Raw genomic sequence first — 25,879 nt, 5'->3', positions numbered from 1 at the left:
CGGTCGGGTAGCGTCTTATGAGAGGAGTTATTTACATGCTACAACATTTCAGTTTTAAACCGATGTTTGACAATACACAATTACCGGGTTGGACATTCTCATTTTTCTTCCGCAATACGAGGTATACCGGTGACTATTTACCTGAGGGTGTCATTGTTTGGACAGGAGAAACGCCGCCTGAAGAAGACAATTTGAAAAAAATGATTCATGAATTGATGATTTTCCACGTCTATGATTGATTTGTACAAACTTCGGGAATACTGTCCTTCATGACGTATTAAGGAGGCGCAGTATGAATAAAGAAAAATCCCCTGAAGAGTTGCGTAAAGAAAAGGAACAGTTAAAAGTACAAGATCAGAAAACTGAAAATGTCTTTGAAGATAAAAGTCGAGTACCAGAAGAACAAAATGCCTGGAAAGAAACACAAGCCAGACGCGGTGAATAACAAAACTCCCTGCATATTGTATGCAGGGAGTTTTGTTATTCTACATTTCTCGTTTCCTCTATGCCAACCGCGTGCCTTGTATCTTCTTCCAAGTACTTATTACTGTTCGTGTCATTTGTTCCCCTCGTCATATCGTCATAAGGCGTAAAAGGCGTAAACATATTTCCTGACTTCTTCTTATTAAAAAGTGTCTTGTAGATTGCAAAACCAATCAACACCATACCTCCGAGTCCCAATACAATGGCAACAACAGCTATAATGGTAATGTCCATAAGAACACCCCTTTTTATTTATTATACCACTAATGAACCAGATTTTTCTGACACCCTATTCCTACGACAAATTTCTTCTGCCAAAAATGAAGTAATAGTACGTCGAGGAAACAACATAGAGTCCTGCTGTGATTGTGAATGCATAGGCATAGCCCCAATACGAACCACTTGCAATAACAAGCCCCGCTGCTACAGGCCCCATCGCTGCCCATCCAATATTAAATACAGTTTGGTTCACTGAGTTAGCAAGCCCTTTGTATTTATCCGCAACAATTTCCATTGCAATAGCACTTTGAATCGGATTCCCCGCATTCATGAGTGCCTGGCGCATAAGGAATCCGAGTGATGCTAACAACAGGGATGTCGTATAGGCCGTTAATAGTAAAAATGGAATAGACAGCATTTGGAATAGGATAAGTGCTTTCACTTTCCCAACCTTTTTCACTAATGCCGGACCAATAAGCATAGCTACCGCCGTCATCGCAGATCCAAGTGATAAAATAAGACCAATGTATGCATTTGAGGCATCAAATCGGTTTGAGAAATATAAATTCAAGTACGGCACAACAAGACCTGAACCAAAACCAATCAGCAAACTCGCAAATGAGAAATGGAAAATCAGAATGATATTCCGTCTGAAGCTGCTGTCGACTTTCTCAATCTCTTCGTCCACAGGTTCAACGGACGTTTTCTTCACTTGCACCGGTTTAGGCGGCTTGTTTTGAAGTTTAAATAAGGGAAGTAAACCAATTATAAAAATGGTTGCCCCCGTTAGAAGCGCCCAACGAATCGCATCAGCTGCATCGAGAGCCAAGAGGACTTCTAGTACGTCAGCGATAACGCCCCCAAGCAAACTGCCGATAACATTCGCAACCGTCATGAGGGCGAAGTGGATACTAAACATATGGACCCGTTCGGCGGGCTTTGAGTTTTCAGCGAGAAATGGCACACCCGAAACTTGCACGAATGCCATGAATAACCCCGTCAGAAATGCTGCGTAAATAATTGGCGTTTCAGCAACAGCGACACTTCGGTAAAACAATGTCATTCCTCCGAAAATTGCACCGCCGACAATCATCCATTTCCGACCGAATTTATCACTTAGAAATCCGGCTGGAACGAGCATAATTGCCGAAGCCAACGCCGTCATAGAAATGACTTTTCCGTTGATAGTTTCAGGCATTCCTAACTCTTTTATATAGAGATTGTACATGACCATGAATACACCCATCCCGATCTGGATGAGCACGTTCGCTAGCATGAACAGCCTGACGTTTTTATTGAATGAAGATATTTTCAACTTCCAATCCGCATACCATTTCCCCATGCTACTCCAACTTTCCATACGAGATACTTCGTTACTCTAAAGATACGTCTTTCAGAATAGTTTTTCAACAACTCAAATGCATCGTGCCAGTTATTGACACCATTTGTACCCTTCAAATTGTGGCAACAGCTGGACCACACACCGGGTAGTACGGGCAACAATAAAGCAGTCACTTGGAGCTTAATCACAAAGAAAAAAGGAACTTCCCACTTACACGGAAGTCCCCTTCGTCATATCCTTGTCATTCAACTTTCGGAGTACCAGAAGTTCCCGCCTGCAATTTATACATTTGAGCATATTGCCCACCAAGCATAAGCAACTCATCATGTGAGCCTTGTTCAACAATCTCCCCGCGATCTAACACTAAAATACGATCCGCGTTCTTAATAGTAGAGAGTCTATGGGCAATGATGAACGTTGTACGCCCTTTTTTCAGTACGTCCATCGCATGTTGGATGATTTCCTCTGTTTCCGTGTCGATGTTGGACGTCGCTTCATCCAGAATAAGAATGGCAGGATCGAACGCAAGCGCCCGTGCGAATGAAATAAGCTGGCGCTGTCCAGAAGAGAGCGTACTCCCTTTTTCCACAACTGGCTCGTCAATTCCGCCTGGCAAATGTTTCAATACCAGTTCCCCACCGACTGCATCTAGCGAATGTTGCACTTTTTCGCGTGTAATGCGTGAGTCACCTAAGCTAATGTTCGACTCGACTGTCCCACTAAACAAGTAAGGGTCTTGCAGAACAATACCCATATGATCACGAATCGTCTGACGTGGCATGTCACTGATGTTTAGTCCGTCAATCGTAATCTTCCCTTTCGAAGCGTCATAGAAGCGGAACAGTAAATTCATGATTGAACTTTTTCCCGATCCAGTATGGCCGACAAGTGCGACCGTTTCTCCCTGCTTTGCTCCGAATGAAAGATCCTTTAAGACATATTCTTCATCCTTATAAGCGAACCAGACATTCTCAAAGCGGACATTTCCCTGGTAACGGGCGATTTTGTCGTCGCTTACCGGCTCCCCTTCACGGTCCAATAATTTGAAGACACGCTCTGCCGCCACAAGTGAATGCTCGAGACGGGCGAACTGGTTTACAATGCCCGTCACCGGGTTGAACAACCGTGTAATATAGTCTACGAAAGCATAGAGCATTCCAACTGAAATGAAACTTTCTGTGGAGATCGAAGCACCGCCAAAATACCAGATAAAGAACACAAAGGTCAATGACCGGATTACGTCGACAAGGTTATGTGAAGTCGCCGCCTCCACTTTTAGCAGTTTGTTCTGATAGCGGAAGTGTTCATCATTCAAGTCACGGAATTCCTCTTCCATCTGCTTTTCACGACGAAATGCCTGAATGATTGTCATGCCATTGATTGATTCATTAATCATCGCATTCATGTCACTCACTTTTCCGCGGATGATATGGTTAACCTTCGAAGCGAATTTTCTGTATGCCTTCATCCAAATATAAAGTATTGGTAAGACAAATAACGTGATAGCACCCATTTTAGGATCCAAAATGAACATTGCAATGAAGATTCCTGTAATGTACATTCCGCTAATTGCGAACTGTGAAACGACCGTCACATATAAGTTACGGATCGCTTCCGTGTCATTTGTAATTCTTGCAACAACTTTCCCAGCAGGCAAATTATCAAAATAGCGGATTGGCAATGTCTGAATATGTTCGTACAGATCATTACGCATTTTCTGTATGATACGATTTGCCGCCTGTTGCATCAATAAATACTGGAAATACCTCAGTATCGCAGTTACCACGGCGAGCCCGAAAAAGATGGCAAGCAGCTTGGCAATCGGAGCGAAATCCATGCCCCCGCCAGTAGCCCCTGCAATGTGGTCATCAATGATTTTCTTGGCAATCATTGGTCCCATTAGATCCGCAGCGACTGCGAACGCGAGAAGAATAATACCTGTCAGTAATAATTTTTTATAGTCAAGTGCGTAGTGGAGTAAGCGTCTACCGGTACCCATATTATTCAACCTCCCCAATCTGTTGGCGGTCGAATTGTTCTTTGTACCAGCCGTTCATTCCAAGTAAGCCCTCATGTGTTCCCTCTTCAATAACACGCCCATCGTCAAGTACGATAATCCAGTCTGCATGCTGAATAGCAGACAGTCGGTGTGTTGTAATAATTGTCGTTTTTCCAGAACGTTCCGTTTGAATATTTTCTATGATTTTCGCTTCCGTTTTTGCATCGACCGCAGAAAGCGAGTCATCTAAAATAAGAATCTCTGGATTTTTCACCAGTGCTCGTGCAATGGATATTCGCTGTTTCTGCCCTCCGGATAATGCAACACCCTTCTCTCCGACGAGTGTTTCAAGTCCTTCAGGAAGCATTTCAAGATCTTTTTCAAAATAGGACAGACGAATCGTTTCCGCAATGTCCGCTTCGGTTGCATCGGGTCGTCCGAATAAGATATTATCCCTGACTGACCGTGAAAACAGAACGTGATCTTGCGGGACGTAACCAATCCAATCCCTTACCTGATCTTTTGTCATTGACTGCATTGGTACTCCCGAGAAGACGATTTCCCCTTCTCCGGATGGATATTCACGCAGTAGCTGTTTGACGAATGTCGTCTTTCCACTACCGGTTTTTCCAACTATCCCAAGCGTATCGCCACGTTTCAAATGGAGCTTAATAGCATCCAAGTTGACCGAATGCGACGTCGGATAAGTGAAAGTAACATCCTGGAAACCTACACTATTAGGTTGTTCAACATTCACGGGATGTTTAGGATCCTTCACATCTTCCTCATAATCAAGCGTCTCTGTCACCCGGTCGAGTGACGCATTTCCGCGTTGTAAAACGTTAATCAATTCACCGATTGCAAACATCGGCCAAACAATCATCCCAAGATAGACATTAAAGGTAACGAGATTCCCTAGCGTCATATCACCAATGGATACAAGGTAGGCCCCGTAACCGAGCCCAATCATATACGTCAGACCTGTCAGTACTTTCGAAATTGGCATGAACAGCGCGTCAATCTTCTCGACGTGCATGTTTTTCTGATAGACATCTTCCGTCATATCAGCAAACCCTTTTTCAGATGCACGTTCCTGGACGTATGCACGAACAACCCTTACACCCGCGACTGCTTCCAAGACGTTATCATTCAAATCACCGAACGCCTGCTGTGCCGTCATATATCTTTCGTGAATTTTCTTTCCTAAAACCTGCATGATAAACGCCAAAATCGGAAGCGGTAAAATCGCCACAAGCGTCAATTTCCACGACACGAGAAAGCCCATCGTCAAGACTAGCGTCAGTAAATAGAGCGTCGAATCGACAAGCGTCATAATGCCGAAACCTGCCGTCTCAGATATTGCCCGTAAGTCATTTGTAGAACGGGCCATCAAATCGCCTGTTTTATTTTTCTCATAAAACGTGGGGGTCATTTTCAGAAAATGATGCATAAGCTTTCCCCGTAATTGCCGTTCGATGACATAAGCCCCGCCAAACAATTGGTATTGCCAAACATAGTTACTTGCATAATTGAAAAGCATAATTAAAAACATAGAACCAATAAATATAACAAGTAATCTTGCTGTCAACGTCTGTGTATAGATCGAGTCAATTGCCTGCCCGATTAGCCAAGGTGGAATAACAACAAGAATATTCGTCACCATCAGCAGAATAAGCGCAACTGTGTACCTCTTACGATTTTCTTTAAAAAACCATTTTAATTTAAATAGCACTGAAAACATAATTCAATCAACCTTCTTCCCTATTCTCTTACAGCTATCCGCTTTCGAGAGATTCCTTTTTCAATATTTTCCTTTGTTGTTTGATGATTAACATCGTCAACACTCCTTTTCCTATTAGTTAGTCCAACTTTATGCAACACGCAATGCGTGGAAACACCAATTTCTCTTTAGATTAAAACAAAAAAAGAGCACACGCTTCTTAAGATAAGCGTGTGCTCATAAAAGGAACGGCAAAGCGCGCCGGTCCGGGTTTATTTAGTGTTAAAAACTAAAACACGGATAGGTACGGTTTCATTTTATTGTTGTTGTTTTGGAACACGTATACTTTTTTCATTTTCCGTACCTCCCTTTCTATTTCGAGTAACTAACTACTTGTAGGTTATCATTTCCATTTCAGAGTTGTCAATACTTTTCGAAAACAGAATTACTTCAACCATTTTCTATGATGTAATCCTCAAGTCAGTGAGAATCTTACTGTTCGTTAATATTGGATAAATATATGAATGAGTTAAATTGAATATGACACCAACAGAGAAATACGTAATGAATAACAGCTACTATATATGTTAAACAAATGAATACAGCGTATGCGCTTTACAAGAGCTTTTGGTAGGCCACTGAGAAGGTCCCAATAATTGGAGTGAAATAGAACTCCTACCAATACCGCTTCGACGCTTTGTGGATGCCTCCCGCGATAAGCCAGAAAGAAGACCACTTTCAGTCTTATCGCTCCGGCTACCACGAAGTCGCGCCTTCGCTGGATGGTCTATTTGAGAAAGCGCATTTCATCCCAGATAATTATATATGTTGAATCTGGTATATATACTGAGCGAAGGCGCCTTAACAGGGGTAGCCGAAGCCATAAGACTGGCGGCGAAGCTGCTTGGCTTAGGGCGGGAGGCATCCCCGAGCGTCGCAGCGGTTCAATGGAATTCTTTATTTCAATTTATATAGTATCAACTAGTAATCACAGTATAATCTCGGCATATACATCTCAAAATCATATTTTCCTCGATAATGAACACCCTAGCGCAGGCATCCCCAAAGCGCCAAGCGTTCTACAATCCACACCCCGAATTTCATTGAGGCTTGAACAACTTCTATGAACTTTTTCTTATCCTTTTTCAGAAGTCCTGCTATACCGCCTTACCAGCAAATATATGTAAGACAAGAGTATCTATTTGTTTTTTTCTTGAAAATAAATTATCATAGAGTTAACTAAGGATTTTACCACTATAGGAGGTGTACACTTTGTTCTCCCCCTCATTTGGGTTCGGAACAAAGTAATTATTTGGATATTGCCATACGATTGACAGCATTTGCTGTCTTGATCGCTCTCACCGCATTTTTTGTTGCGAGTGAATTTGCAATTGTGAAGATTAGATCAACACGGATTGACCAACTGGTTGCGGAGGGTAACCAGCGTGCCGTAATTGCGAGAAAGGTAATTAGTAATCTGGACGAATATTTGTCCGCTTGCCAATTGGGGATTACGATAACTGCTCTCGGACTCGGGATGCTCGGGGAACCAACTGTAAAACTAATGTTAAAACCGATTTTCTCTTATTTCGATTTAACAGCTAGTACTTCCAGTATTCTTTCATTCATTATCGCATTCACATCGGTAACATTTTTGCATGTTGTTATAGGTGAATTGGCTCCTAAAACGATCGCGATTCAAAAAGCGGAAGCCATTACATTGTTATTTGCAAAACCGCTTATTTTATTTTATCGCCTCATGTACCCTGTTATTAAAGGTATGAATGGTTCTGCACGTTTCTTCGTTGGACTGCTTGGCTATAAATCGATTTCTGAATCAGAAGTCGCTCATACAGAAGAAGAACTTCGAATGATTTTATCAGATAGTTTAAAAAGCGGCGAGATTAACCAAGCCGAATATAAATATGTCAATAAGATTTTCGAATTTGATGACCGGATTGCCAATGAAATCATGGCCCCTCGGACAGAAATGATATCAATCGAAAAAGATATGACATTACGTGAAGTATTCGATGTGATGGGTGTTGAACAATATACACGCTACCCTGTCACGGATGGCGATAAAGACCATATTATTGGTCTGGTCAACATGAAAAACCTATTGACAGCATTCATTAAGGAACCAGACACAGCTGGCCATCAACCAATTGTTAATTATATGCAACCGATTATACATGTCATCGAATCGATACCAATCGCCGACCTTCTACTCAAAATCCAACGAGAACGCATTCATATGGCGATTCTAATGGATGAATATGGTGGAACTTCAGGCCTTGTAACTATCGAAGATATTTTAGAAGAAATCGTCGGTGATATTCAAGACGAATTCGATATGAATGAAGTACCAGAAATTCAAATTCTCGGGGAAAACCATTACATTTTAGACGCGAAGATGCGCATCGAAAATGTAAATGACATTCTCGGTATTTCCATTAACGAAGAGGACATCGATACAATCGGCGGCTGGATCATGACCCAACGCTTCGAAGCAATCCAAGGTGAAAAAATTATTGAACAAGGGTTTGAATTCATGGTGAAAGATGTGGATGGTCATCATATTCTCTACCTAGAAGTCATCAAATATGAACAGGACTCCACTGACAGCACTTCAGAATTGTCAATGGAATCCTAACTAAAAGCGTCTTCCCTATGGAGGACGCTTTTTTTGTCCGATACGATACGCTCCCACCTTCTCAGCTATATTTCAAATGACCTGAAAAGTCTGTATTGACTTTCTTCTTGCGTCTTGTTATTATTAATTCAACTTACAGAAAGCAGGTGAAGTTTTATGGCTATTATCATTGTCCCTATTGCTAATTTGATCGGACCCATACTTTCACCTGCCGTGCTTTTATAATAAGCATGCTTATTCTGTTATGCGCGTGAAAGCCGTGGTGTCCGATCAAAGGACCCACGGCTTTTTTATTGTCTAGCTACAGGCGCCTTGCGCTTTTCTAGTACGCACATAACAGGAGGAATATAAATTGATTAATTTAAACGAGTACGGTTGGAATTTATCCCATGAAACGAACTGGGATGATATAAAAGACGGATTAAAAATGAAAAAATGTACGCCTGGGCGTGTCACACTCGAGCATAAAAGAATGTATCGGGTTGTCACAGCTGAAGGTGAATGGCTATCTGTCTGTTCGGGTGCGATGCAGTACGAAGCCGATGAGCGACGAGACTTTCCAGCTGTCGGTGATTGGGTCGCAGTGGAAAAAATGCCTGGTGAAGAACGTGGTATTATCCATGACATATTACCGAGAACATCTCTGTTCTCTAGAAAATCCGCTGGCACAATGATTTCCGAACAAATTATCGCAGTAAATATCGATATCGTTTTCTTGGTCATGTCGATGAATAAAGACTTTAATGCTAGACGACTCGAGCGTTATCTGGTTGCCGCCTATGATTCAGGCGCAAGTCCCGTCGTCGTATTGACAAAGAAAGACGTATGTGATGACCCTTCCTACTACATTGAAGAAGCACGGAATATAGCTATGGGCGCTGATGTTTTCGCCGTGAGCAATGTAACCGGTGAAGGAATTGACGAATTGACCGCACTATTAGATGGTGGAAAAACAGCGGCCTTATTAGGTTCTTCAGGTGTAGGAAAATCCTCTCTTACAAACGCCATTTACGGCGGTGAAACGATGTTCGTTCAAGATATCCGTGATGATGACGATAAAGGCCGGCATACGACAACCCATCGTGAACTCGTTAAGATTCCTGGCGGCGGTGTACTGATTGATACGCCAGGGATGAGAGAGTTTCAGCTGTGGGACAACAGCGAGAGCCTGGATTCAGGTTTTAAAGACGTGGAAGCATTCACCAATTCATGCAAGTTCAATGACTGTCAGCATAACAATGAACCTGGGTGTGCAGTACAGGAAGCACTTGCTACAGGTGCTTTACCTGAAGACCGCTATGCGAGCTATCTGAAACTCCAAAAAGAGTTGGCATTCCTTGAACGAAAAATGGATGCCGCCGCTCGATCCGAAGAACGGAATAAGTGGAAAAAGATAACAAAAAGTATGCGCAATCATCCTTCGAAGAAGAAATAAGTAAAGAGTCACTATATGAGAAGGGCTGATCTGTTAGTCGATAAATTATCGACTAACAAGAACAGCCCTTTTTTTGATATGTATATTGATTGTTATCACCGCGTTGAATTGCTTTATCACCGTCATCGGGAGGTTTATCACCGCCATGGACCCGTTTATCACCGTCTTAAACGAGTTTATCACCGCCATGGAATTCCTAGTAAGTCGGAAACAACTTTTTGCGTTACAAAAAAACAGCCACGTACACCGGGTTTACCGGTATGCGTGGCGTTTTTGCTTTCAATCCTTCTTATACTCGATATGGTACACATCATGACGACGATCTTTTAGTTGCTTCACGGTACCGTCCTGACGCTGGCGACGTAATATCTCGAGGTCGACGTCTCCAATAAGTACCATTTCTAAATTTGCATTCGTTTCTCCTACGATGCCATCCCGAGCAAACTCGAAATCGGATGGAGCGAATATAGCTGATTGTGCATATTGGATATCCATATTTGCCGTCTGTGGCAAGTTTCCGACCGTGCCAGAAATAACAGTGTAAATCTGATTTTCAATCGCTCGGGCTTGGGCACAATAACGGACGCGCAGATACCCTTGTCTATCTTCTGTACAAAATGGTGTGAAGATAATATTGGCACCCATATCTGTTGCAATACGTGCCAATTCGGGGAATTCGATATCATAACAAATTTGGATGGCGATTTTCCCACAGTCTGTATCGAAGACGCGAACCGCATCTCCTGCACTAATTCCCCACCATTTTCGTTCATTTGGCGTAATGTGAATCTTATATTGTTTTTCGATTGACCCATCACGACGGAACAAATAAGAAATATTGTAGATTTCTTCATCCTCTTCCTCGACAAAGTGAGATCCACCAATGATATTCACGTTATAACGGACTGCAAGATTCATGAACATCTCAATATATTGCGGCGTATATTCAGTCATTTTGCGTACTGCTTGGCTCGGCGATATTTCATCCATAAATGACATAAGCTGAGTGGTGAATATTTCCGGGAAGACGACGAAATCGGAGTTGGCATCAGACGCGACGTCAACGAAATATTCACACTGATGAGCCATGTCGTCGAATGATGAAATCTTGCGCATCAAGTATTGGACAACGCAAATACGTACTGGATAACTTGTCTTGAAATGACGCTTCGTCAGCGGTTTATAATCAACGTTATTCCATTCCATAAGTGTTGCATATTTCTTCGATGCTTTATCGTCCGGTAGATAGTTTGGATTAACCCTCATCAACGTAAAGTCATTCATCAGTTGGAACGTCAGTACAGGATCATAGATTTTATGGCGCGACACAGAATCTACATATTCACGCGGCGACATTTCTTCGGCAAATTTATGGTAGTTCGGGATCCGACCACCTAGGATAATCGACTTCAAATTGAGCTCTCTCGCAAGTTCTTTACGTGCTTCATACAAACGCTGTCCGACCTTCATACGGCGGTAGCCAGGATGCACCATAACTTCGATGCCGTACATATTATAACCGTCGGGATTATGGTTTGTTATGTAACCTTCATCAGTGACATCATCCCATGTATGGCGGTCGTCATACTCATCGAAATTGATGATTAGACTGGAGCATGAACCGATGATTTCCCCATCCAATTCAGCAACCATCTGTCCTTCCGGAAAATTTTCTAAATGACTCTTTAGATGCCCCTCTTCCCACGGTTCCATACCAGGGAAACATAATTCCTGCATACTTAAAAGCCTCGTTATATCCTCAAATTTCATCTGACGAATAACCATACTTATTTCAAACTCAGACAAATCGAATTCTTCACTCATCCGAAACACCTCTTCCCAACCTGTATCTCTCCATTATACCGCAGTTGCCCCTACAGTTAATAATGTTTTACTTGTTTAATACGACACCCTATAATCAAATGTGTATGTAGTTTACCAAGCAGGAGATGATTGTATGCAAAAACGACTAGAAAACAGTCTCATTATTATTTGGACAGTTTCATTTGTCGCAACGCTCGGTTCGTTATACTTTTCGGAAGTACGCGGATATGAGCCCTGTACGCTCTGTTGGTACCAGCGGATTCTGATGTATCCAATCGTACTCATTTCAGGTGTCGCCCTGTTCCAAAAAAACGCACGAATTGCCTTGACTCTAGCTGTTTTCTCGATTGTTGGTGGAAGTATCTCCCTCTATCATTATGGAATTCAAAAGCTGACTTTTTTGAGCAATAGTGCACCTACTTGTGGAAACGTGTCTTGTACAGGACAATACATCAACTATCTCGGATTCATCACCATTCCATTCTTGGCGCTTTTGGCATTTTTAATCATCTTTATTACAAGCCTTTTCATGATGAAATGGCAGAAGGAGTCGAAGTAACTTGAAAAAATTATTAATCATTGGCGGTGCTATTGTCGCGGTCTTCATCCTCATTGTCGTATTATCGAACAAAGCGGACCAAGCAAAAATGAAAGACAATCCATATGGAACGGATAATCTTGAAAAACCAACAATCGATTTGATCGGCAATGAAAACTACAGCAACATCGTCTTGCCAGATACTCTGTTCAAAAAAATCGAGGCCGGTGAATCAGTAACGGCCTATTATTTCCACCCTGAATGTCAATTTTGCATGGAAATGACACCTGTTTTGATGCCAATTGCAAAAGAGATGGATGTCAACGTACTGCAATATAACATGATGGAATTTGGTGATAAAGCCGGAATGGATACAGACTATAAAATTGAACGTTGGCCAGCCCTCGTCCACTACAAAGATGGTAAAGAAGTCGGACGTATGCTCGGTGCACAACCCGAGGAAAATATCCGTGCATTTTTCAATGAATTCGAAGGCAAATAATATGGAACGAAGTCTAAGTTCGCTGCGTCCTGCGGCAACTAGGAGGGATGAAGTACAATCCCTCACGCTTCATGACCTACATCCTGTAGGCCCACGACTGGAAGGAATGATTTAAATGGCTTTATTTCATTATAAAACACAAGAAGACAATATGACGGTTGAATACTTGCTCAAAGATAAATGGCAAGGCGGTAAAAAGACGGTCCACCTTATGCGTATGGCCAAGAGTGTACTAGATTCGAACGGCGAACCCGTAGACGACTGGCGCTTACCTCTCGCGAAAGGTACAGAATTGGTGTTTACTTTCCCTGATGCAGCTTCCACGTATATTGCTGATGAACAAGTTGAACTTACCGTACTTTTTGAAGACGAGCATATCCTGGCAGCTGTTAAACCTGCTGGTATGACAACACATCCCGATGGTCCAAGGGACAAAGGTACACTGATGAATGCTGTCATGGCATATGTTAAAAACAATGGCGGGGATTATGCCGAGCATATCCATCGTCTTGATAAAGGAACTTCCGGTGTTGTTCTCGTTGCGAAGCATCCAATTGCGAAGGCACTCTTCGACCGTATGATTGAGAATAATGACATCTCACGGAAATACACTGCAGAAGTTGACGGTTACTTGAAACGACCTAAAGGTTCCATTAGACTTCCGATTGGAAAAGACCGCCATCATCCAGCCAAACGAATTGTTTCAATGTCTGGACAAGCCGCTGTTACAAACTTCCGACTTATTGAACGTAAAGAAGAGACTTCCATTGTAGAGGCTGATCTTGAAACCGGTCGGACACACCAAATCCGCGTACATTTATCACATATTGGATACCCAGTTACAGGCGATACACTATATGACGGCAGTGAAACGGAAGACGGTCATTATCGGTTAACTGCAACTGCGTTATCGTTCATCCATCCATTTACAGAAGAACAGACGCTTATTGAAATGAAAAATATCTAAAAAATGCCGTGGAGAGTATTTCTCCATGGCATTTTTTTAATCAATTGCACTTAGTTTGTGACATCCTCAGAACGCGGCAATTTTAGTCTAGGTACCCTTAAGTTCGCTCCTGCAGAATCAAATTAAAACGCTAGTTGACGGATTCCATTCTCAAGACGCTCATCAACTTCTTTTGCATCTTCAATATGTTCCACAATTAGATTATGTGCTTGTGAGAATAAACTTTTCGCACCGTGAAGTTCATGTTTCACTTCTTCGGACAGTTTTTTCTGTTCTTCAATCATTTCTTGAATAGCACCAATGTCACCTTGGCTTACCTCAATCGTGCTTAGGATGCTTTCAATTTTTAATGCAGTTGCCAAACTTACTTCGACTCCTTTTTCAACGAGCTCAGCACTTTTCCTTGTAGCGGCAAGCGCTTGCTCGATTTCATTGCGAAGTGAAGAAGTTAATGTTTGGATGTTTGCCGTACTATCCGACGTGCTTTCTGCAAGTTTCCTTACTTCTTGGGCAACGACCGCGAACCCTTTTCCGGATTCTCCAGCCCGTGCCGCCTCGATTGACGCATTCAATGCAAGCAAATTCGTTTGCGCTGCAATATCTTCAATGACGCCGACAATTGACTGTATCTCAACTGATCTAGCGCTTAAGTTTGTCATGTTCTGTTCAGAAGCTTGAATTTGGATTCCCAAATCTTTGATTACATCGGCTGTCGCCTTAACCTCTTTCGTTCCTTCTGATGCTTCTTTAACCATGCTATGAGATTGTTCTTCAAGTGAACGGCCCTTTTCAAACAAGTCCTGTGACTTTTCCGAAGTTCTTTCGCTTAGTTCACCCACGTTTTCAAACCTTGTCTCAATCTGACTAACTGCTTCTCCTAATACGTTATGTTGCGCATTTACTTTCTCATGCTGATTGACAGCAGCATTCAACTCGCTTTTTAAGTCAGTTAAACGTCCTTGATCCTGTTGTTCTTTATCTGAATACGCCAACTTCAAACGGTCAATTTCTAGTTGAAGACGATCATCCTCGATACCCTTTTTCTTGCTTCTGAACATGGTAATCAATTCCTCCTACACCCTTTTTTTCATCATACCATAAAATACCTCATTTTGAATGTAGTATTTGTGCTAAAAGTTGCAATACTATGAATAGCATTAAGACTTATGACACATATCATGCACGCTAATGAAATTAGTATGAATCCGGATTGGTTCCCGTCCGCTCATCGCGATTAAGTGCGTTAATCGATGCCATTTCTTCAGATGACAGTTCAAAATCGGCAACTTCATTATTTTCACTTATACGTTCAGGTGTCACCGACTTTGGAATAACGATGAGATTATTTTGCAAATGCCATCTGATAATAACTTGCGCAGGTGTTTTACCGTACTGTTCGCCGATAGTAAGAAGCGTTGGTTCTGCAAGTAGCTTCCCACGTGCAAGCGGTGACCAAGACGTCACAGCAATTCCATTCTCTTCGCAAAACGCACGGAGCGGTTCCTGTGTTAGATACGGATGGAGTTCAATCTGGTTCACCATTGGCGCAACATTTGCTTTTACAAGGATTTTTTCAAGATGATGGGCATGATGATTGGAGACACCTGTTGTACGGATCAGTTTTTCGTCATACAACCGTTCAATCGCTTTATAAGTGTCGACATATTTTTCTGACACAGGCCAATGTGTCAAATATAGATCCAAATAATCTAAGCCTAGTTTCTTCAATGAAGTCTCGAATGCGCGGAGTGTCCCGTCATAGCCCTGATCAGTATTCCATACCTTCGATGTGATGAACAGCTCTTCCCTTGGAACACCAGAGTGACGGACCGCTTCCCCCGTTTCCCTTTCATTCTCATAGATTGCCGCTGTGTCAATTGCGCGATATCCTGTTTCTATTGCGTATGTAATTGCTTCGACAGTCTGACCCGGATCCGTCATCTTATAGACGCCAAGTCCTAATTGTGGCATTTTCACACCATTTGCTAGCTCAAGTGTTCCGTTGAATCGTTTTGTCATTTGAATTTCCCCTTTCGAAACTTATTCTTTAATTGTACAAGCGGCATTCGAATATTACGAATTACCTGATTGCATTTCAGAGTTGAATTTTAACGTAAAAACGAATATTATTGTAAATGTACTTCATTTCGTTCGTATTCTGAAAGGAGATTTACATTGTTTCATTTAAAAAAACATAATACCACTGTGAAAACGGAAGTATTGGCAGGTATGACAACTTTTTTGACAATGGCCTATATTGTCATCGTCAATCCGATTATTCTCGCTGACGCCGGCGTACCATTCGAGCAAGTATTCATTGCGACAATTATCGCTGCGGTTATCGGTACACTTTGGATGGCACTTTTCGCCAATTATCCAATTGCAATTGCACCAGGAATGGGATTGAATGCTTATTTTACATCGGTTGTTCTCGCATCTGATGGTCAACTCGACTACATGACTGCTTTTTCTGCAGTATTCATAGCTGGATTAATATTTGTTCTGTTGTCCTTGACTTCTTTCCGTGAAAAATTAATTGAATCAATTCCTGAGAGTCTGAAGCTCGGGATTACAGCTGGGATAGGGTTATTCATCGCCTTTATCGGCTTGCGTCTTTCTGGACTCGTCGCTCCACATGAGGCGAACCTTGTTAAGCTTGGCGACCTTACGTCTCCGCCCGTTCTACTCGCTTTGTTCGGCCTTCTCGTGACGGTTATTCTTATGACTTTGAATATCTATGGTTCGATTTTCATTGGAATGGTTCTAACCGGAATTGTCGCAGTCTTTACGGGTCAGCTCAAATTTGAAGGTGCCTTATGGAAAATGCCTCAATTGCCGGAAGGGATTCTTGTTTGGAATCCGATTACTGCATTCGGTGACGTCATTTCACATGGTTTGTATGGGGTGGTTTTTGCCTTTCTCATCGTTACCTTGTTCGATACCACCGGCACGATGATTGGCGTTGCAAAACAGGCTGGCCTTATGAAAGGCAATAAGCTGCCACGTGCACGTCATGCATTACTTGCAGATTCTGTTGCAACAACATTCGGATCGATGTTCGGTACGAGCCCAACAACGGCGTACATCGAATCTTCATCTGGTGTTGCAGTAGGTGGCCGGACAGGATTGACATCACTGACTGTCTCTATCCTCTTCCTTGTCGCGGCATTTTTCGGTCCACTCGTCAGTACATTGTCTGGTGTATCTGCAATCACAGCTCCTGCTTTGATTATCGTCGGAAGCTTGATGATTGGCGCAGTGAAAGATATTGATTGGGATTCATTCGATGAAGCATTCCCAGCATTCCTCGTTATTCTAACAATGCCACTCACATCGAGCATTGCGACAGGAATCGCTCTTGGTTTCATCACATACCCGCTATTGAAAGTTGTGAAAGGGAAAGGAAAACAAGTTCCTATCCTGTTATATATTTTCGCAGTACTGTTCACCTATCAGCTGCTCTATTTACCACATTAAAAAATACCCTTCCGTTAGTATTCGGAAGGGTATTTTTTACATATTGATTTAGCGTCTAGAAGTGATAGCTGACATTACGAGCGCTCCTGCAGTTAGTAGGTGCATGAACCAGCCAATGAACGGAATAGCACTCACTATGCTCGTTACGAGACCTAGGATGGGTGCTGCCTTACCCTGCATGTCCCGAATTGAAAGCAGTAACGTAATTGCATGTAAAACGAACATGACACCCAGCACTGAATATCCGGAGCTGATAACAAAAACTCCTCCAATGATTGGAATTGCAAGAAAACCTTCTGCAATTGCCGTGATCCATTTCATTCCTGTCGAGTAATTTTTCATACTATATTCTACCTCCATATTATTTAAGTCGTTATGTTATATACGGACAAGCCGACAAAAAGTTTCATTTTTCTTGGCTCTGTCACAATTTTTCCTGACGGTCGTTTCAATTCCATTTAAAATAGGGTATACTTAACGAAGCTACTAATGAATTTACAGGAGGTACCTATCATGACAGTAATTCTAATTATAGGTGTTTGCTTTGCATTCCTATCTGCAATTTTCACAGGCGGATACGATGATAAACCGGGCAAGGTTAAGATACCTGGCCTAAAAAAATAACAATAAGTAAAACGGGACATGCCTTCAGGCTGCCCCGTTTTTTTTATACCAATCCTGGATAAGATTGTTGCCTAAGCGCTTCATATATAAGTATCGCCGCCGTGTTCGATAAATTAAGCGACCGAATGTTGTCGTTCATCGGGATTCGTAGACACCGTTCTTTATTCTCCTCTAAAATTTCTTCAGGAAGTCCGCTCGTCTCTTTACCGAAGACGAAAAATATATCTGTTGCTCCATCAGAATAATCGAATGCAGTATGAGTCCTTTCACCGTGTTTTGTCAAAAAGTAAAAAACAGCATCGGGATTCGCCGCGAATAGCTCACGAATTCCTTCATGATATGTAATATCGACGTGCTCCCAGTAATCGAGCCCCGCACGTTTCAACATTTTGTCGTCCGTCGAAAACCCAAGCGGTTTCACAAGATGAAGTTTCGCTCCTGTTCCTGCGCATGTCCTTGCAATGTTCCCTGTGTTTGCAGGGATTTGTGGTTCAAATAACGCTACGTGTATGGCCATCTCAGTGATTCCTCCAATTAAACTTTTTCTTACTATAGATTTGTTGAAATATAGAACCCCATTGAATTTACTTCTGCTGCCTCTTGTAAGGAGCCTTCGTTTAGTTTATATAGGCATTCATTTCTTCAGTATATAAGTATCCGCTGCCTTTTCTAATTCAGCACGCACTTCCGGATCTTCCTCTTTCGATAATGCTTCCTTAATCGCTACATATCCTTCTTCCAAACCAATTCGACCAAGTGCCCATGCAATCGTACCACGAATGACGGGCCTTGGATCGTTCTCTAACATACTGATCAATTCAGGTACCGCAGACTCCTCCTTAAAATGTGCGAGTGCAATAATTGCATTTCGCTGAATCGGATTTTTTCCGCGCCAAGATCCTGATACATGTCCAAATTTCTCTTTAAATTCTCGATTCGACAACCTGAGCACAGGCTGAAGAAGTGGCTTCGCCAGTTCAGGGTCCGGTTGGAATGCTTGCTGATGCAAATTATGCTTTCCTTTATTTTTCGGACATACCGTTTGACATGTATCACACCCGTATATCCGATTACCAAACTCCGCACGAAATTCTTCCGGGATTGGCTTTTTCGACTGTGTAAGGAAAGCAATGCAACGCTGCGCATTTAATTGACCACCCTGAATCAATGCACCGGTTGGACATACATCAAGACAAAGTGTGCAATCCCCACATTCATCTTCCATTGGAACGTCCGGCGCAAAAGGGATATTGGTAATCATTTCACCCAGGTACACATACGAACCGAATTCCGGCGTAATTATTGAACAGTTTTTTGCCGACCAGCCAATCCCCGCCCGTTCTGCAACAGCGCGGTCTGCAAGCTCACCCGTATCTACCATCGAGCGAACCTTTGCTTTAGGTGCATGTTCTAGTATAAATTCCTCAAGCAGGCTCAGCTTTTCACGAAGGACTGTATGATAATCTGTTCCCCATGATGCACGGCAAAAAATACCCCGGCGCTCGCCTTTTTTTCCTCTCGGAGAATCTGCCATTTTGGATGGATAAGCTACAGCAATTGCAATAATGCTTTCTGCTTGATCAAGCAAAAGAGCAGGTTCTGTCCGTTTATCTAAATCCTTTTCTTCAAAACCCGACTGATAGCCTAGTTCTTGCTGCCGCTTCAAGCGGTTTTTCAACTCACGAAATGGTGCAGCTGTTGTAAAACCAATTTTGTCGATGCCGATTGACTCCGCATAGTCCCTCACTGACTGTTGCAACTGAACAGCATTCACACTGTATCGCCTCCACTATGCTACTATTGAATTAAACTATATAAAGGGTGAAGTCATTGATTATTGAAATGGATATGAAGCTTTTAGGTGCCGTACCCGGATTAAAATTGGGCATTAACCATTATACCAAAATTACAGTGTCAGAATCGCCTCAAATGCTAAAAGGAAAATTGCAATTATTCCAAGAGCAACTTTTCTTTGAGCTGGAGAACAAGTCCGTCCCCGAATTCCCTGGCATTAAAGAATGGCGTACTGTGTGGAAAGCACTTGGCGCAGACCCTAATCGATACCGTCATTCTACAGAAGCACTTATGCGCCGGATTAAGAAGCAAAACTACATCGATCCATTCCACAATGCTGTCGACTTGAATAACTTCTTTTCCTTGCAGCACGAAATTCCAGTAGGCATCTATGACCTCGAAAAAATTGTCGGCGATATAGTCGTTACTTCAGGGACAGAAGAGGATGGATATGATGGATTGAATGGTCGTTTTAATTCATTACAAAACATTCTACTGTTAAAAGATGATTATAGCCCATTCGGTAGTCCATATGTCGATTCTATACGTAGCGCTGTAACAGAAGATACGACAGACGCGTTACATATCTTCTTCCTACGCCCGTCCATGGATGCTACTGAAGCGTTTGAACTGACAACAGCATGTGGGAACATGTTTACTAGTCTTAGTGGTGGAGATGTTCGTTCATATGTTTTGCACGAGGGACAAACTTCCATTATAGTTGACTGACAATGTTTCTAAATGGGGGGAATGAACAAGTGAGCAACATAACACTCGCTGAAGCTGTAAAATTAAAAAGTGTTTTAACAAAACGAATTCATGAGCTTGAAGATGAAATGAGACGCGTAGCCTTTACGAATGTAGAAAAAGGCAACACCCCTGATCAAGGACCACGTAGCCTTAAAATCGTAGAAACAGAATTGGATGAAGTCCGTTTAGATAGTCGAGTGCTCGACCGTCTCATGTATCGTGCCAATATCGATAATGAAATCGAGTTCCAAGGGCAACAACTTGCGATTGTCGAAGCGATTGAACTTGCCATACAATTGCGTGCAAAAGCCCGCTTTTACAAAGAACTCTCTATGGCAGAAAAAGAAGAGATTCAATACGGCTACTCTGAAGGTACGGTCGTATACCGTGTTGCTTTATTCGATCCTGAGGATTATCGGGTGAAATCATTGCAAGCAGAAAAGGATGCACATAAGTTATCTAATTCTATTAATGCAAAAAACTATTCGATTGTCTTGAAATTTGATGATACGAAGTACTTTTAATGCCCTTGGAAAGGTGAGACTCCTCTCCAGGGCATAGAGTAGGGATCAATCCAATTTAAATTGCAGGCAAACCAATAACCTGTCACCATTTACTTTGTGACCAATCTCCAATGACCAACCAAGGCAATTGCAATGGACAACCCAAACTAGTGTCATCGGATCCCCTCTATGAAAATCGCTCCTTACGCTTCGGCGGTAAGGAGCGATTTTGTTTACTACCCATTTTTGAAGCGCTGTGTTTTCTCACAATCGATTAGTAACGTCCAGGTTCCACTCTCTAGAAAACTTGTGCCACCAAGTTTATCATGTCGACTTTTCCTGATGAAATGCCTCTTACTCATTTTCTGCAATATGCTTCAGAGCTCTTGCTCGACTCACAATAAAGTTTCTCATATAGCTTTCCAAAAACAACTTATCCGCAATAACACCAATCACTCCACAGGGTGATCTATATTGAAATCTGTCAATCATCAGAGTGCCATTATCCTTCTCAATAAACTCATGAATATGGTGAAAAGATTGGAATGCTCCTTTCACCATTATGTCTTCAAACATATACGGTATATCCATCACCGTTACTTTGGCAGTTAGTCTTTGTCTTATACCGAAATGAACGGCCTCCCATGTAACAATATCCCCGGCCAGCAATAAACCTGTTGTCACCCCACCGACAGCCTTCTCTTTCGTCCCCTCTGTTGTACGGGTATGAATATCCACGTCTCGGGCAAGATCAAAGCAACGTTCTACCGAGGCTTAATGAACTCCTGGTGTTCAATTAATGGCATAATGTTTCCCCTACTCTCTATTCTTTTATCTAAATATATATTGAAATAAAGAATTAAATTACATTGAATTCTTTAAAGTGCTAGGGGTAGCCAAAGCCCACGTTCACTCAGTTAAGTCAACTTATATAGTAGAAATTAAACACAAAAAAACACAACCGAAGTTGTGTTTTTCATCTGATACCCGAGGCCGGACTTGAACCGGCACGCCTTACGGCATCGCATTTTGAGTGCGACGTGTCTGCCATTCCACCACTCGGGCATAACACTATTTAGTTTACGAACAACGATACATAAGAAAATTGGAGGCGGCAACCGGAATCGAACCGGTGGTAAGGGTGTTGCAGACCCATGCCTTACCGCTTGGCTATGCCGCCGTAGATGATGGAGCGGAAGACGGGATTCGAACCCGCGACCCCGACCTTGGCAAGGTCGTATTCTACCACTGAACTACTTCCGCGAAACTGGGGTAGCTGGATTCGAACCAACGAGTGACGGAGTCAAAGTCCGTTGCCTTACCGCTTGGCTATACCCCAAAAAGATAAATGGGGCGACTGAAGGGAATCGAACCCTCGAGTGTCGGAACCACAATCCGATGTGTTAACCACTTCACCACAATCGCCATGATATCTAGTTTGTTTTAATTGAATATAAAATGGGGCGACTGAAGGGAATCGAACCCTCGAATGTCGGAACCACAATCCGATGTGTTAACCACTTCACCACAATCGCCATGATATATAAGTTTGTTTTAATTGGATAGATAAATGGGGCGACTGAAGGGAATCGAACCCTCGAGTGTCGGAACCACAATCCGATGTGTTAACCACTTCACCACAATCGCCATAATATTAGATTATACTAAAAAAAATGGCAGGGGCAGTAGGAATCGAACCCACATCAAAGGTTTTGGAGACCTCTATTCTACCGTTAAACTATGCCCCTAAAACTGGTGGTGGGGGGCGGATTCGAACCGCCGAACCCGTAGGGAGCGGATTTACAGTCCGCCGCGTTTAGCCACTTCGCTACCCCACCATATAGGTGTAAATGGTGCCGGAGAAAGGACTTGAACCCTCAACCTACTGATTACAAGTCAGTTGCTCTACCAGTTGAGCTACTCCGGCACAAATATTAAAATGGTGGCTCAGGACGGAATCGAACCGCCGACACAAGGATTTTCAGTCCTTTGCTCTACCGACTGAGCTACTGAGCCACATATTTGGTTTACATTAAGATATTAGCTTATTCTAAACCTTATAAGAAAAATAAAAATGGCGGTCCCGACCGGGATCGAACCGGCGATCTCCTGCGTGACAGGCAGGCATGTTAACCGCTACACCACGGGACCATTTGGTTGCGGGGGCAGGATTTGAACCTGCGACCTTCGGGTTATGAGCCCGACGAGATACCACTTCTCCACCCCGCGACAACAATATAATGTATTCATTTGATAAAGAGCTAATGATTTACATGTCAGCTATATGATCTGCTGTATCATGATAAAATTTGGTTGCGGGGGCAGGATTTGAACCTGCGACCTTCGGGTTATGAGCCCGACGAGATACCACTTCTCCACCCCGCGACAATAGTATTTATATAATTAAATATATGTAAGTTTCTTTAAGCGGTGAATCTGCTTAAAAAACTTAATGGTGGAGGATGACGGGCTCGAACCGCCGACCCCCTGCTTGTAAGGCAGGTGCTCTCCCAGCTGAGCTAATCCTCCTGGGTAAAATTGCGATAAGCGGCGCATCTCTTTGTCAGCTTCATTCGCTCAGTCAGTCACGTACTAATGTACGCTCCTTCCTTCTCCCAATTTTAACGAGAGTGTGCTATGCTCGAATTACTGAATTAAAGTCTACGTGCTTAATGATGAATTTCTAAAAAGTTATGGTGACCCCTACGGGATTCGAACCCGTGATACCGCCGTGAAAGGGCGGTGTCTTAACCGCTTGACCAAGGGGCCTTAATTTATCATTTATATGAATCTGGCGGAGAGCAAGGGATTTGAACCCTTGAAACAGCGTTAGCCGCTTACATGATTTCCAATCATGCTCCTTCGGCCACTCGGACAGCTCTCCTAAATGGCTCCGCAGGTAGGACTCGAACCTACGACCGATCGGTTAACAGCCGATTGCTCTACCACTGAGCTACTGCGGAATAATATTAAGAACATACATTAAGTATCTTCTTTTGGACTAACAGACCAGCGACGTCCTACTCTCACAGGGGGAAACCCCCAACTACCATCGGCGCTGAAGAGCTTAACTTCCGTGTTCGGTATGGGAACGGGTGTGACCTCTTCGCAATCGTCACTGAACTATTTTCCACAAGACAAGATTAATTATATCATGTCTTGTTGTTACTTGCAAGCGTTTTTACAAAATAATTAATTTTGTTCGCTCAAAACTGAATAAAACAGACATTGTGCTACACAGAATCAGGGTAATCAAGGCCTTTTCAAAATTGGTTAAGTCCTCGATCGATTAGTATCCGTCAGCTCCACACGTCGCCGTGCTTCCACCCCAGACCTATCAACCTCATCTTCTTTGAGGGATCTTACTTACTTGCGTAATGGGAAATCTCATCTCGAGGGGGGCTTCATGCTTAGATGCTTTCAGCATTTATCCCGTCCATACATAGCTACCCAGCGATGCCTTTGGCAAGACAACTGGTACACCAGAGGTATGTCCATCCCGGTCCTCTCGTACTAAGGACAGCTCCTCTCAAATTTCCTGCGCCCGCGACGGATAGGGACCGAACTGTCTCACGACGTTCTGAACCCAGCTCGCGTACCGCTTTAATGGGCGAACAGCCCAACCCTTGGGACCGACTACAGCCCCAGGATGCGATGAGCCGACATCGAGGTGCCAAACCTCCCCGTCGATGTGGACTCTTGGGGGAGATAAGCCTGTTATCCCCGGGTAGCTTTTATCCGTTGAGCGATGGCCCTTCCATGCGGAACCACCGGATCACTAAGCCCGTCTTTCGACCCTGCTCGACTTGTAGGTCTCGCAGTCAAGCTCCCTTATGCCTTTGCACTCTACGAATGATGTCCAACCATTCTGAGGGAACCTTTGGGCGCCTCCGTTACTCTTTAGGAGGCGACCGCCCCAGTCAAACTGCCCGCCTGACACTGTCTCCTGCCCCGATAAGGGGCATGGGTTAGAAGTCCAATACAGCCAGGGTAGTATCCCACCAACGCCTCATCCGAAGCTAGCGCTCCGGAATCCAAGGCTCCTACCTATCCTGTACAGGCTGCACCGGAATTCAATATCAGGTTACAGTAAAGCTCCACGGGGTCTTTCCGTCCTGTCGCGGGTAACCTGCATCTTCACAGGTATTATAATTTCACCGAGTCTCTCGTTGAGACAGTGCCCAGATCGTTACGCCTTTCGTGCGGGTCGGAACTTACCCGACAAGGAATTTCGCTACCTTAGGACCGTTATAGTTACGGCCGCCGTTTACTGGGGCTTCAATTCGAAGCTTCGCTTGCGCTGACCTCTCCTCTTAACCTTCCAGCACCGGGCAGGCGTCAGCCCCTATACTTCACCTTGCGGTTTTGCAGAGACCTGTGTTTTTGCTAAACAGTCGCCTGGGCCTATTCACTGCGGCTCTCTCGGGCTTTAACACCCTACCAGAGCACCCCTTCTCCCGAAGTTACGGGGTCATTTTGCCGAGTTCCTTAACGAGAGTTCTCTCGATCACCTTAGGATTCTCTCCTCGCCTACCTGTGTCGGTTTACGGTACAGGCACCTCCCGCCTCGCTAGAGGCTTTTCTTGGCAGCGTGAAATCAGGGACTCAGGGATAAATCCCCTTGCTGTAACAGCTCAATGTTATAGGAACGGGATTTGCCTCATTCCACACCTCACTGCTTAGACGCGCATAACCAACAGCGCGCTCACCCTATCCTACTGCGTCACCCCATTGCTCAAACGGCGGGGAGGTGGTACAGGAATATCAACCTGTTGTCCATCGTCTACGCCTTTCGGCCTCAACTTAGGTCCTGACTAACCCTGAGCGGACGAGCCTTCCTCAGGAAACCTTGGGCATTCGGTGGAAGGGATTCTCACCCTTCTTTCGCTACTCATACCGGCATTCTCACTTCCAAGCGCTCCACCAGTCCTTACGGTCTAGCTTCGACGCCCTTGGAACGCTCTCCTACCACTGACATCTAAGATGTCAATCCACAGTTTCGGTGATTCGTTTAGCCCCGGTACATTTTCGGCGCAGCGCCACTCG

20 protein-coding genes, 18 tRNA genes, 2 rRNA genes and 1 pseudogene (1 of these 41 only partly in view) are annotated in these 25,879 nt (G+C 43.4%); 10 read left to right on the top strand and 31 right to left on the bottom strand.

Translation table 11 applies throughout. From position 1 onward, the window contains the following. Positions 1-35 precede the first annotated feature (35 nt). A complete protein-coding gene (locus AZE41_RS03970) occupies positions 36-239 on the top strand; it encodes a YheE family protein (protein WP_067205894.1) in 204 nt (67 codons plus the stop codon). Positions 240-292: 53 nt separating this feature from the next. Beyond that, a complete protein-coding gene (locus AZE41_RS22525) occupies positions 293-445 on the top strand; it encodes a hypothetical protein (RefSeq protein WP_156475954.1) in 153 nt (50 codons plus the stop codon). Between the two features lie 35 nt (positions 446-480). On the opposite strand, the gene AZE41_RS03965 is transcribed toward AZE41_RS22525, so the two are convergent. From AZE41_RS03965 to AZE41_RS03950, 4 genes are all read right to left on the bottom strand, one after another. After that, positions 481-717, bottom strand: a complete 237-nt coding sequence (locus AZE41_RS03965; RefSeq protein ID WP_067205891.1) for a hypothetical protein — start codon at positions 715-717, stop codon at positions 481-483. A 61-nt stretch (positions 718-778) separates the two neighbouring features. Further along, on the bottom strand, positions 779-2,044 hold the full coding sequence (locus AZE41_RS03960) for an MFS transporter (RefSeq protein ID WP_067205888.1): 1,266 nt from the start codon (positions 2,042-2,044) through the stop codon (positions 779-781). Positions 2,045-2,285: 241 nt separating this feature from the next. Beyond that, entirely contained in the window at positions 2,286-4,043 is a 1,758-nt protein-coding gene (locus tag AZE41_RS03955; RefSeq protein WP_067205885.1) for an ABC transporter ATP-binding protein, read from the bottom strand. 1 nt (position 4,044) lies between these two features. Further along, complete coding sequence (locus AZE41_RS03950) at positions 4,045-5,784, bottom strand: ABC transporter ATP-binding protein (RefSeq protein WP_067205882.1); 1,740 nt, start codon at positions 5,782-5,784, stop codon at positions 4,045-4,047. 1,309 nt (positions 5,785-7,093) lie between these two features. Between AZE41_RS03950 and AZE41_RS03945 the strand changes: the two genes are divergently transcribed. Together AZE41_RS03945 and rsgA are read left to right on the top strand one after the other, a co-directional pair. Next, positions 7,094-8,419, top strand: coding sequence for a hemolysin family protein (locus AZE41_RS03945; RefSeq protein ID WP_067213830.1), 1,326 nt, complete (start codon positions 7,094-7,096; stop codon positions 8,417-8,419). Positions 8,420-8,774: 355 nt separating this feature from the next. Further along, positions 8,775-9,854 carry a ribosome small subunit-dependent GTPase A gene (rsgA, locus tag AZE41_RS03940; RefSeq protein WP_067213829.1) on the top strand — a complete coding sequence of 360 codons (1,080 nt, stop codon included), beginning with the start codon at positions 8,775-8,777 and terminating at the stop codon, positions 9,852-9,854. Between the two features lie 279 nt (positions 9,855-10,133). Here the strand turns inward: rsgA and AZE41_RS03935 are convergent, their stop codons facing one another. Continuing rightward, positions 10,134-11,678: a bifunctional GNAT family N-acetyltransferase/carbon-nitrogen hydrolase family protein gene (locus AZE41_RS03935; RefSeq protein ID WP_067205879.1), complete on the bottom strand. Its 1,545-nt coding sequence runs from the start codon at positions 11,676-11,678 to the stop codon at positions 10,134-10,136. Between the two features lie 133 nt (positions 11,679-11,811). Here AZE41_RS03935 and AZE41_RS03930 point away from each other — a divergent pair, with 133 nt between their 5' ends. From AZE41_RS03930 to AZE41_RS03920, 3 genes are all read left to right on the top strand, one after another. Beyond that, the gene (locus tag AZE41_RS03930; RefSeq protein WP_067205876.1) at positions 11,812-12,237 is read left to right on the top strand and encodes a disulfide oxidoreductase; all 426 of its coding nucleotides are present in this window, start codon (positions 11,812-11,814) and stop codon (positions 12,235-12,237) included. Position 12,238: 1 nt separating this feature from the next. Then, positions 12,239-12,718 (top strand): thioredoxin family protein, encoded by a 480-nt coding sequence (locus AZE41_RS03925; protein WP_067205874.1) that lies wholly within the window; start codon positions 12,239-12,241, stop codon positions 12,716-12,718. Between the two features lie 115 nt (positions 12,719-12,833). Beyond that, a complete protein-coding gene (locus tag AZE41_RS03920; protein WP_067205872.1) occupies positions 12,834-13,685 on the top strand; it encodes an RluA family pseudouridine synthase in 852 nt (283 codons plus the stop codon). 122 nt (positions 13,686-13,807) lie between these two features. On the opposite strand, the gene AZE41_RS03915 is transcribed toward AZE41_RS03920, so the two are convergent. Both AZE41_RS03915 and AZE41_RS03910 read right to left on the bottom strand, forming a co-directional pair. Continuing rightward, complete coding sequence (locus AZE41_RS03915; protein ID WP_067205870.1) at positions 13,808-14,743, bottom strand: methyl-accepting chemotaxis protein; 936 nt, start codon at positions 14,741-14,743, stop codon at positions 13,808-13,810. A 136-nt stretch (positions 14,744-14,879) separates the two neighbouring features. Then, complete coding sequence (locus tag AZE41_RS03910) at positions 14,880-15,704, bottom strand: aldo/keto reductase (protein WP_067205867.1); 825 nt, start codon at positions 15,702-15,704, stop codon at positions 14,880-14,882. Between the two features lie 156 nt (positions 15,705-15,860). Between AZE41_RS03910 and AZE41_RS03905 the strand changes: the two genes are divergently transcribed. Beyond that, the gene (locus tag AZE41_RS03905; protein WP_067205864.1) at positions 15,861-17,162 is read left to right on the top strand and encodes an NCS2 family permease; all 1,302 of its coding nucleotides are present in this window, start codon (positions 15,861-15,863) and stop codon (positions 17,160-17,162) included. A 48-nt stretch (positions 17,163-17,210) separates the two neighbouring features. On the opposite strand, the gene AZE41_RS03900 is transcribed toward AZE41_RS03905, so the two are convergent. From AZE41_RS03900 to queG, 3 genes are all read right to left on the bottom strand, one after another. Then, positions 17,211-17,504 (bottom strand): hypothetical protein, encoded by a 294-nt coding sequence (locus tag AZE41_RS03900; RefSeq protein WP_067205862.1) that lies wholly within the window; start codon positions 17,502-17,504, stop codon positions 17,211-17,213. Positions 17,505-17,829: 325 nt separating this feature from the next. Beyond that, positions 17,830-18,303, bottom strand: coding sequence for a tRNA (uridine(34)/cytosine(34)/5-carboxymethylaminomethyluridine(34)-2'-O)-methyltransferase TrmL (gene trmL / locus AZE41_RS03895; protein ID WP_067205859.1), 474 nt, complete (start codon positions 18,301-18,303; stop codon positions 17,830-17,832). Between the two features lie 117 nt (positions 18,304-18,420). Further along, entirely contained in the window at positions 18,421-19,560 is a 1,140-nt protein-coding gene (gene queG / locus AZE41_RS03890; protein ID WP_067205856.1) for a tRNA epoxyqueuosine(34) reductase QueG, read from the bottom strand. A 56-nt stretch (positions 19,561-19,616) separates the two neighbouring features. On the opposite strand from queG, the gene AZE41_RS03885 reads away from it, so the two are divergent. Both AZE41_RS03885 and AZE41_RS03880 read left to right on the top strand, forming a co-directional pair. After that, the gene (locus AZE41_RS03885) at positions 19,617-20,309 is read left to right on the top strand and encodes a B3/B4 domain-containing protein (protein ID WP_067205854.1); all 693 of its coding nucleotides are present in this window, start codon (positions 19,617-19,619) and stop codon (positions 20,307-20,309) included. Between the two features lie 29 nt (positions 20,310-20,338). Beyond that, positions 20,339-20,854, top strand: a complete 516-nt coding sequence (locus tag AZE41_RS03880; protein WP_156475953.1) for a hypothetical protein — start codon at positions 20,339-20,341, stop codon at positions 20,852-20,854. A 333-nt stretch (positions 20,855-21,187) separates the two neighbouring features. Here AZE41_RS03880 and AZE41_RS03875 read toward each other — a convergent pair. From AZE41_RS03875 to AZE41_RS03775, 21 genes and pseudogenes are all read right to left on the bottom strand, one after another. Beyond that, positions 21,188-21,639, bottom strand: a pseudogene (locus tag AZE41_RS03875) (SRPBCC family protein). Positions 21,640-21,817: 178 nt separating this feature from the next. Beyond that, positions 21,818-21,898 (bottom strand) — tRNA-Leu (locus AZE41_RS03870). Positions 21,899-21,939: 41 nt separating this feature from the next. Beyond that, positions 21,940-22,013: transfer RNA gene (locus tag AZE41_RS03865), tRNA-Cys, on the bottom strand. A gap of 8 nt (positions 22,014-22,021) precedes the next feature. After that, a tRNA-Gly gene (locus tag AZE41_RS03860) sits at positions 22,022-22,096 on the bottom strand. Positions 22,097-22,100: 4 nt separating this feature from the next. Next, positions 22,101-22,172 (bottom strand) — tRNA-Gln (locus tag AZE41_RS03855). A 10-nt stretch (positions 22,173-22,182) separates the two neighbouring features. Then, positions 22,183-22,258 (bottom strand) — tRNA-His (locus tag AZE41_RS03850). 34 nt (positions 22,259-22,292) lie between these two features. Beyond that, positions 22,293-22,368: transfer RNA gene (locus tag AZE41_RS03845), tRNA-His, on the bottom strand. Between the two features lie 36 nt (positions 22,369-22,404). Beyond that, a tRNA-His gene (locus tag AZE41_RS03840) sits at positions 22,405-22,480 on the bottom strand. Between the two features lie 27 nt (positions 22,481-22,507). Then, a tRNA-Trp gene (locus AZE41_RS03835) sits at positions 22,508-22,581 on the bottom strand. Positions 22,582-22,586: 5 nt separating this feature from the next. Further along, positions 22,587-22,671 (bottom strand) — tRNA-Tyr (locus tag AZE41_RS03830). A gap of 13 nt (positions 22,672-22,684) precedes the next feature. Continuing rightward, positions 22,685-22,760, bottom strand: a tRNA-Thr gene (locus tag AZE41_RS03825). Positions 22,761-22,773: 13 nt separating this feature from the next. After that, a tRNA-Phe gene (locus AZE41_RS03820) sits at positions 22,774-22,849 on the bottom strand. 59 nt (positions 22,850-22,908) lie between these two features. After that, a tRNA-Asp gene (locus tag AZE41_RS03815) sits at positions 22,909-22,984 on the bottom strand. A 3-nt stretch (positions 22,985-22,987) separates the two neighbouring features. Beyond that, positions 22,988-23,062 (bottom strand) — tRNA-Met (locus AZE41_RS03810). 81 nt (positions 23,063-23,143) lie between these two features. Next, positions 23,144-23,218, bottom strand: a tRNA-Met gene (locus tag AZE41_RS03805). A gap of 68 nt (positions 23,219-23,286) precedes the next feature. Continuing rightward, positions 23,287-23,362, bottom strand: a tRNA-Val gene (locus AZE41_RS03800). Positions 23,363-23,527: 165 nt separating this feature from the next. Beyond that, positions 23,528-23,602 (bottom strand) — tRNA-Glu (locus tag AZE41_RS03795). Between the two features lie 23 nt (positions 23,603-23,625). Further along, a tRNA-Ser gene (locus AZE41_RS03790) sits at positions 23,626-23,717 on the bottom strand. 4 nt (positions 23,718-23,721) lie between these two features. Continuing rightward, positions 23,722-23,796, bottom strand: a tRNA-Asn gene (locus tag AZE41_RS03785). Positions 23,797-23,840: 44 nt separating this feature from the next. Beyond that, positions 23,841-23,956, bottom strand: a 5S ribosomal RNA gene (gene rrf, locus AZE41_RS03780). A gap of 146 nt (positions 23,957-24,102) precedes the next feature. Beyond that, a 23S ribosomal RNA gene (locus AZE41_RS03775) occupies positions 24,103-25,879 on the bottom strand (it continues 1,154 nt past the right edge of the window).

It is taken from the genome of Sporosarcina psychrophila (assembly GCF_001590685.1).
GTDB lineage: Bacteria > Bacillota > Bacilli > Bacillales_A > Planococcaceae > Sporosarcina > Sporosarcina psychrophila.
Note: the sequence above shows the minus strand (reverse complement) of the source record. Positions and strands in the feature narration are given on the sequence as shown.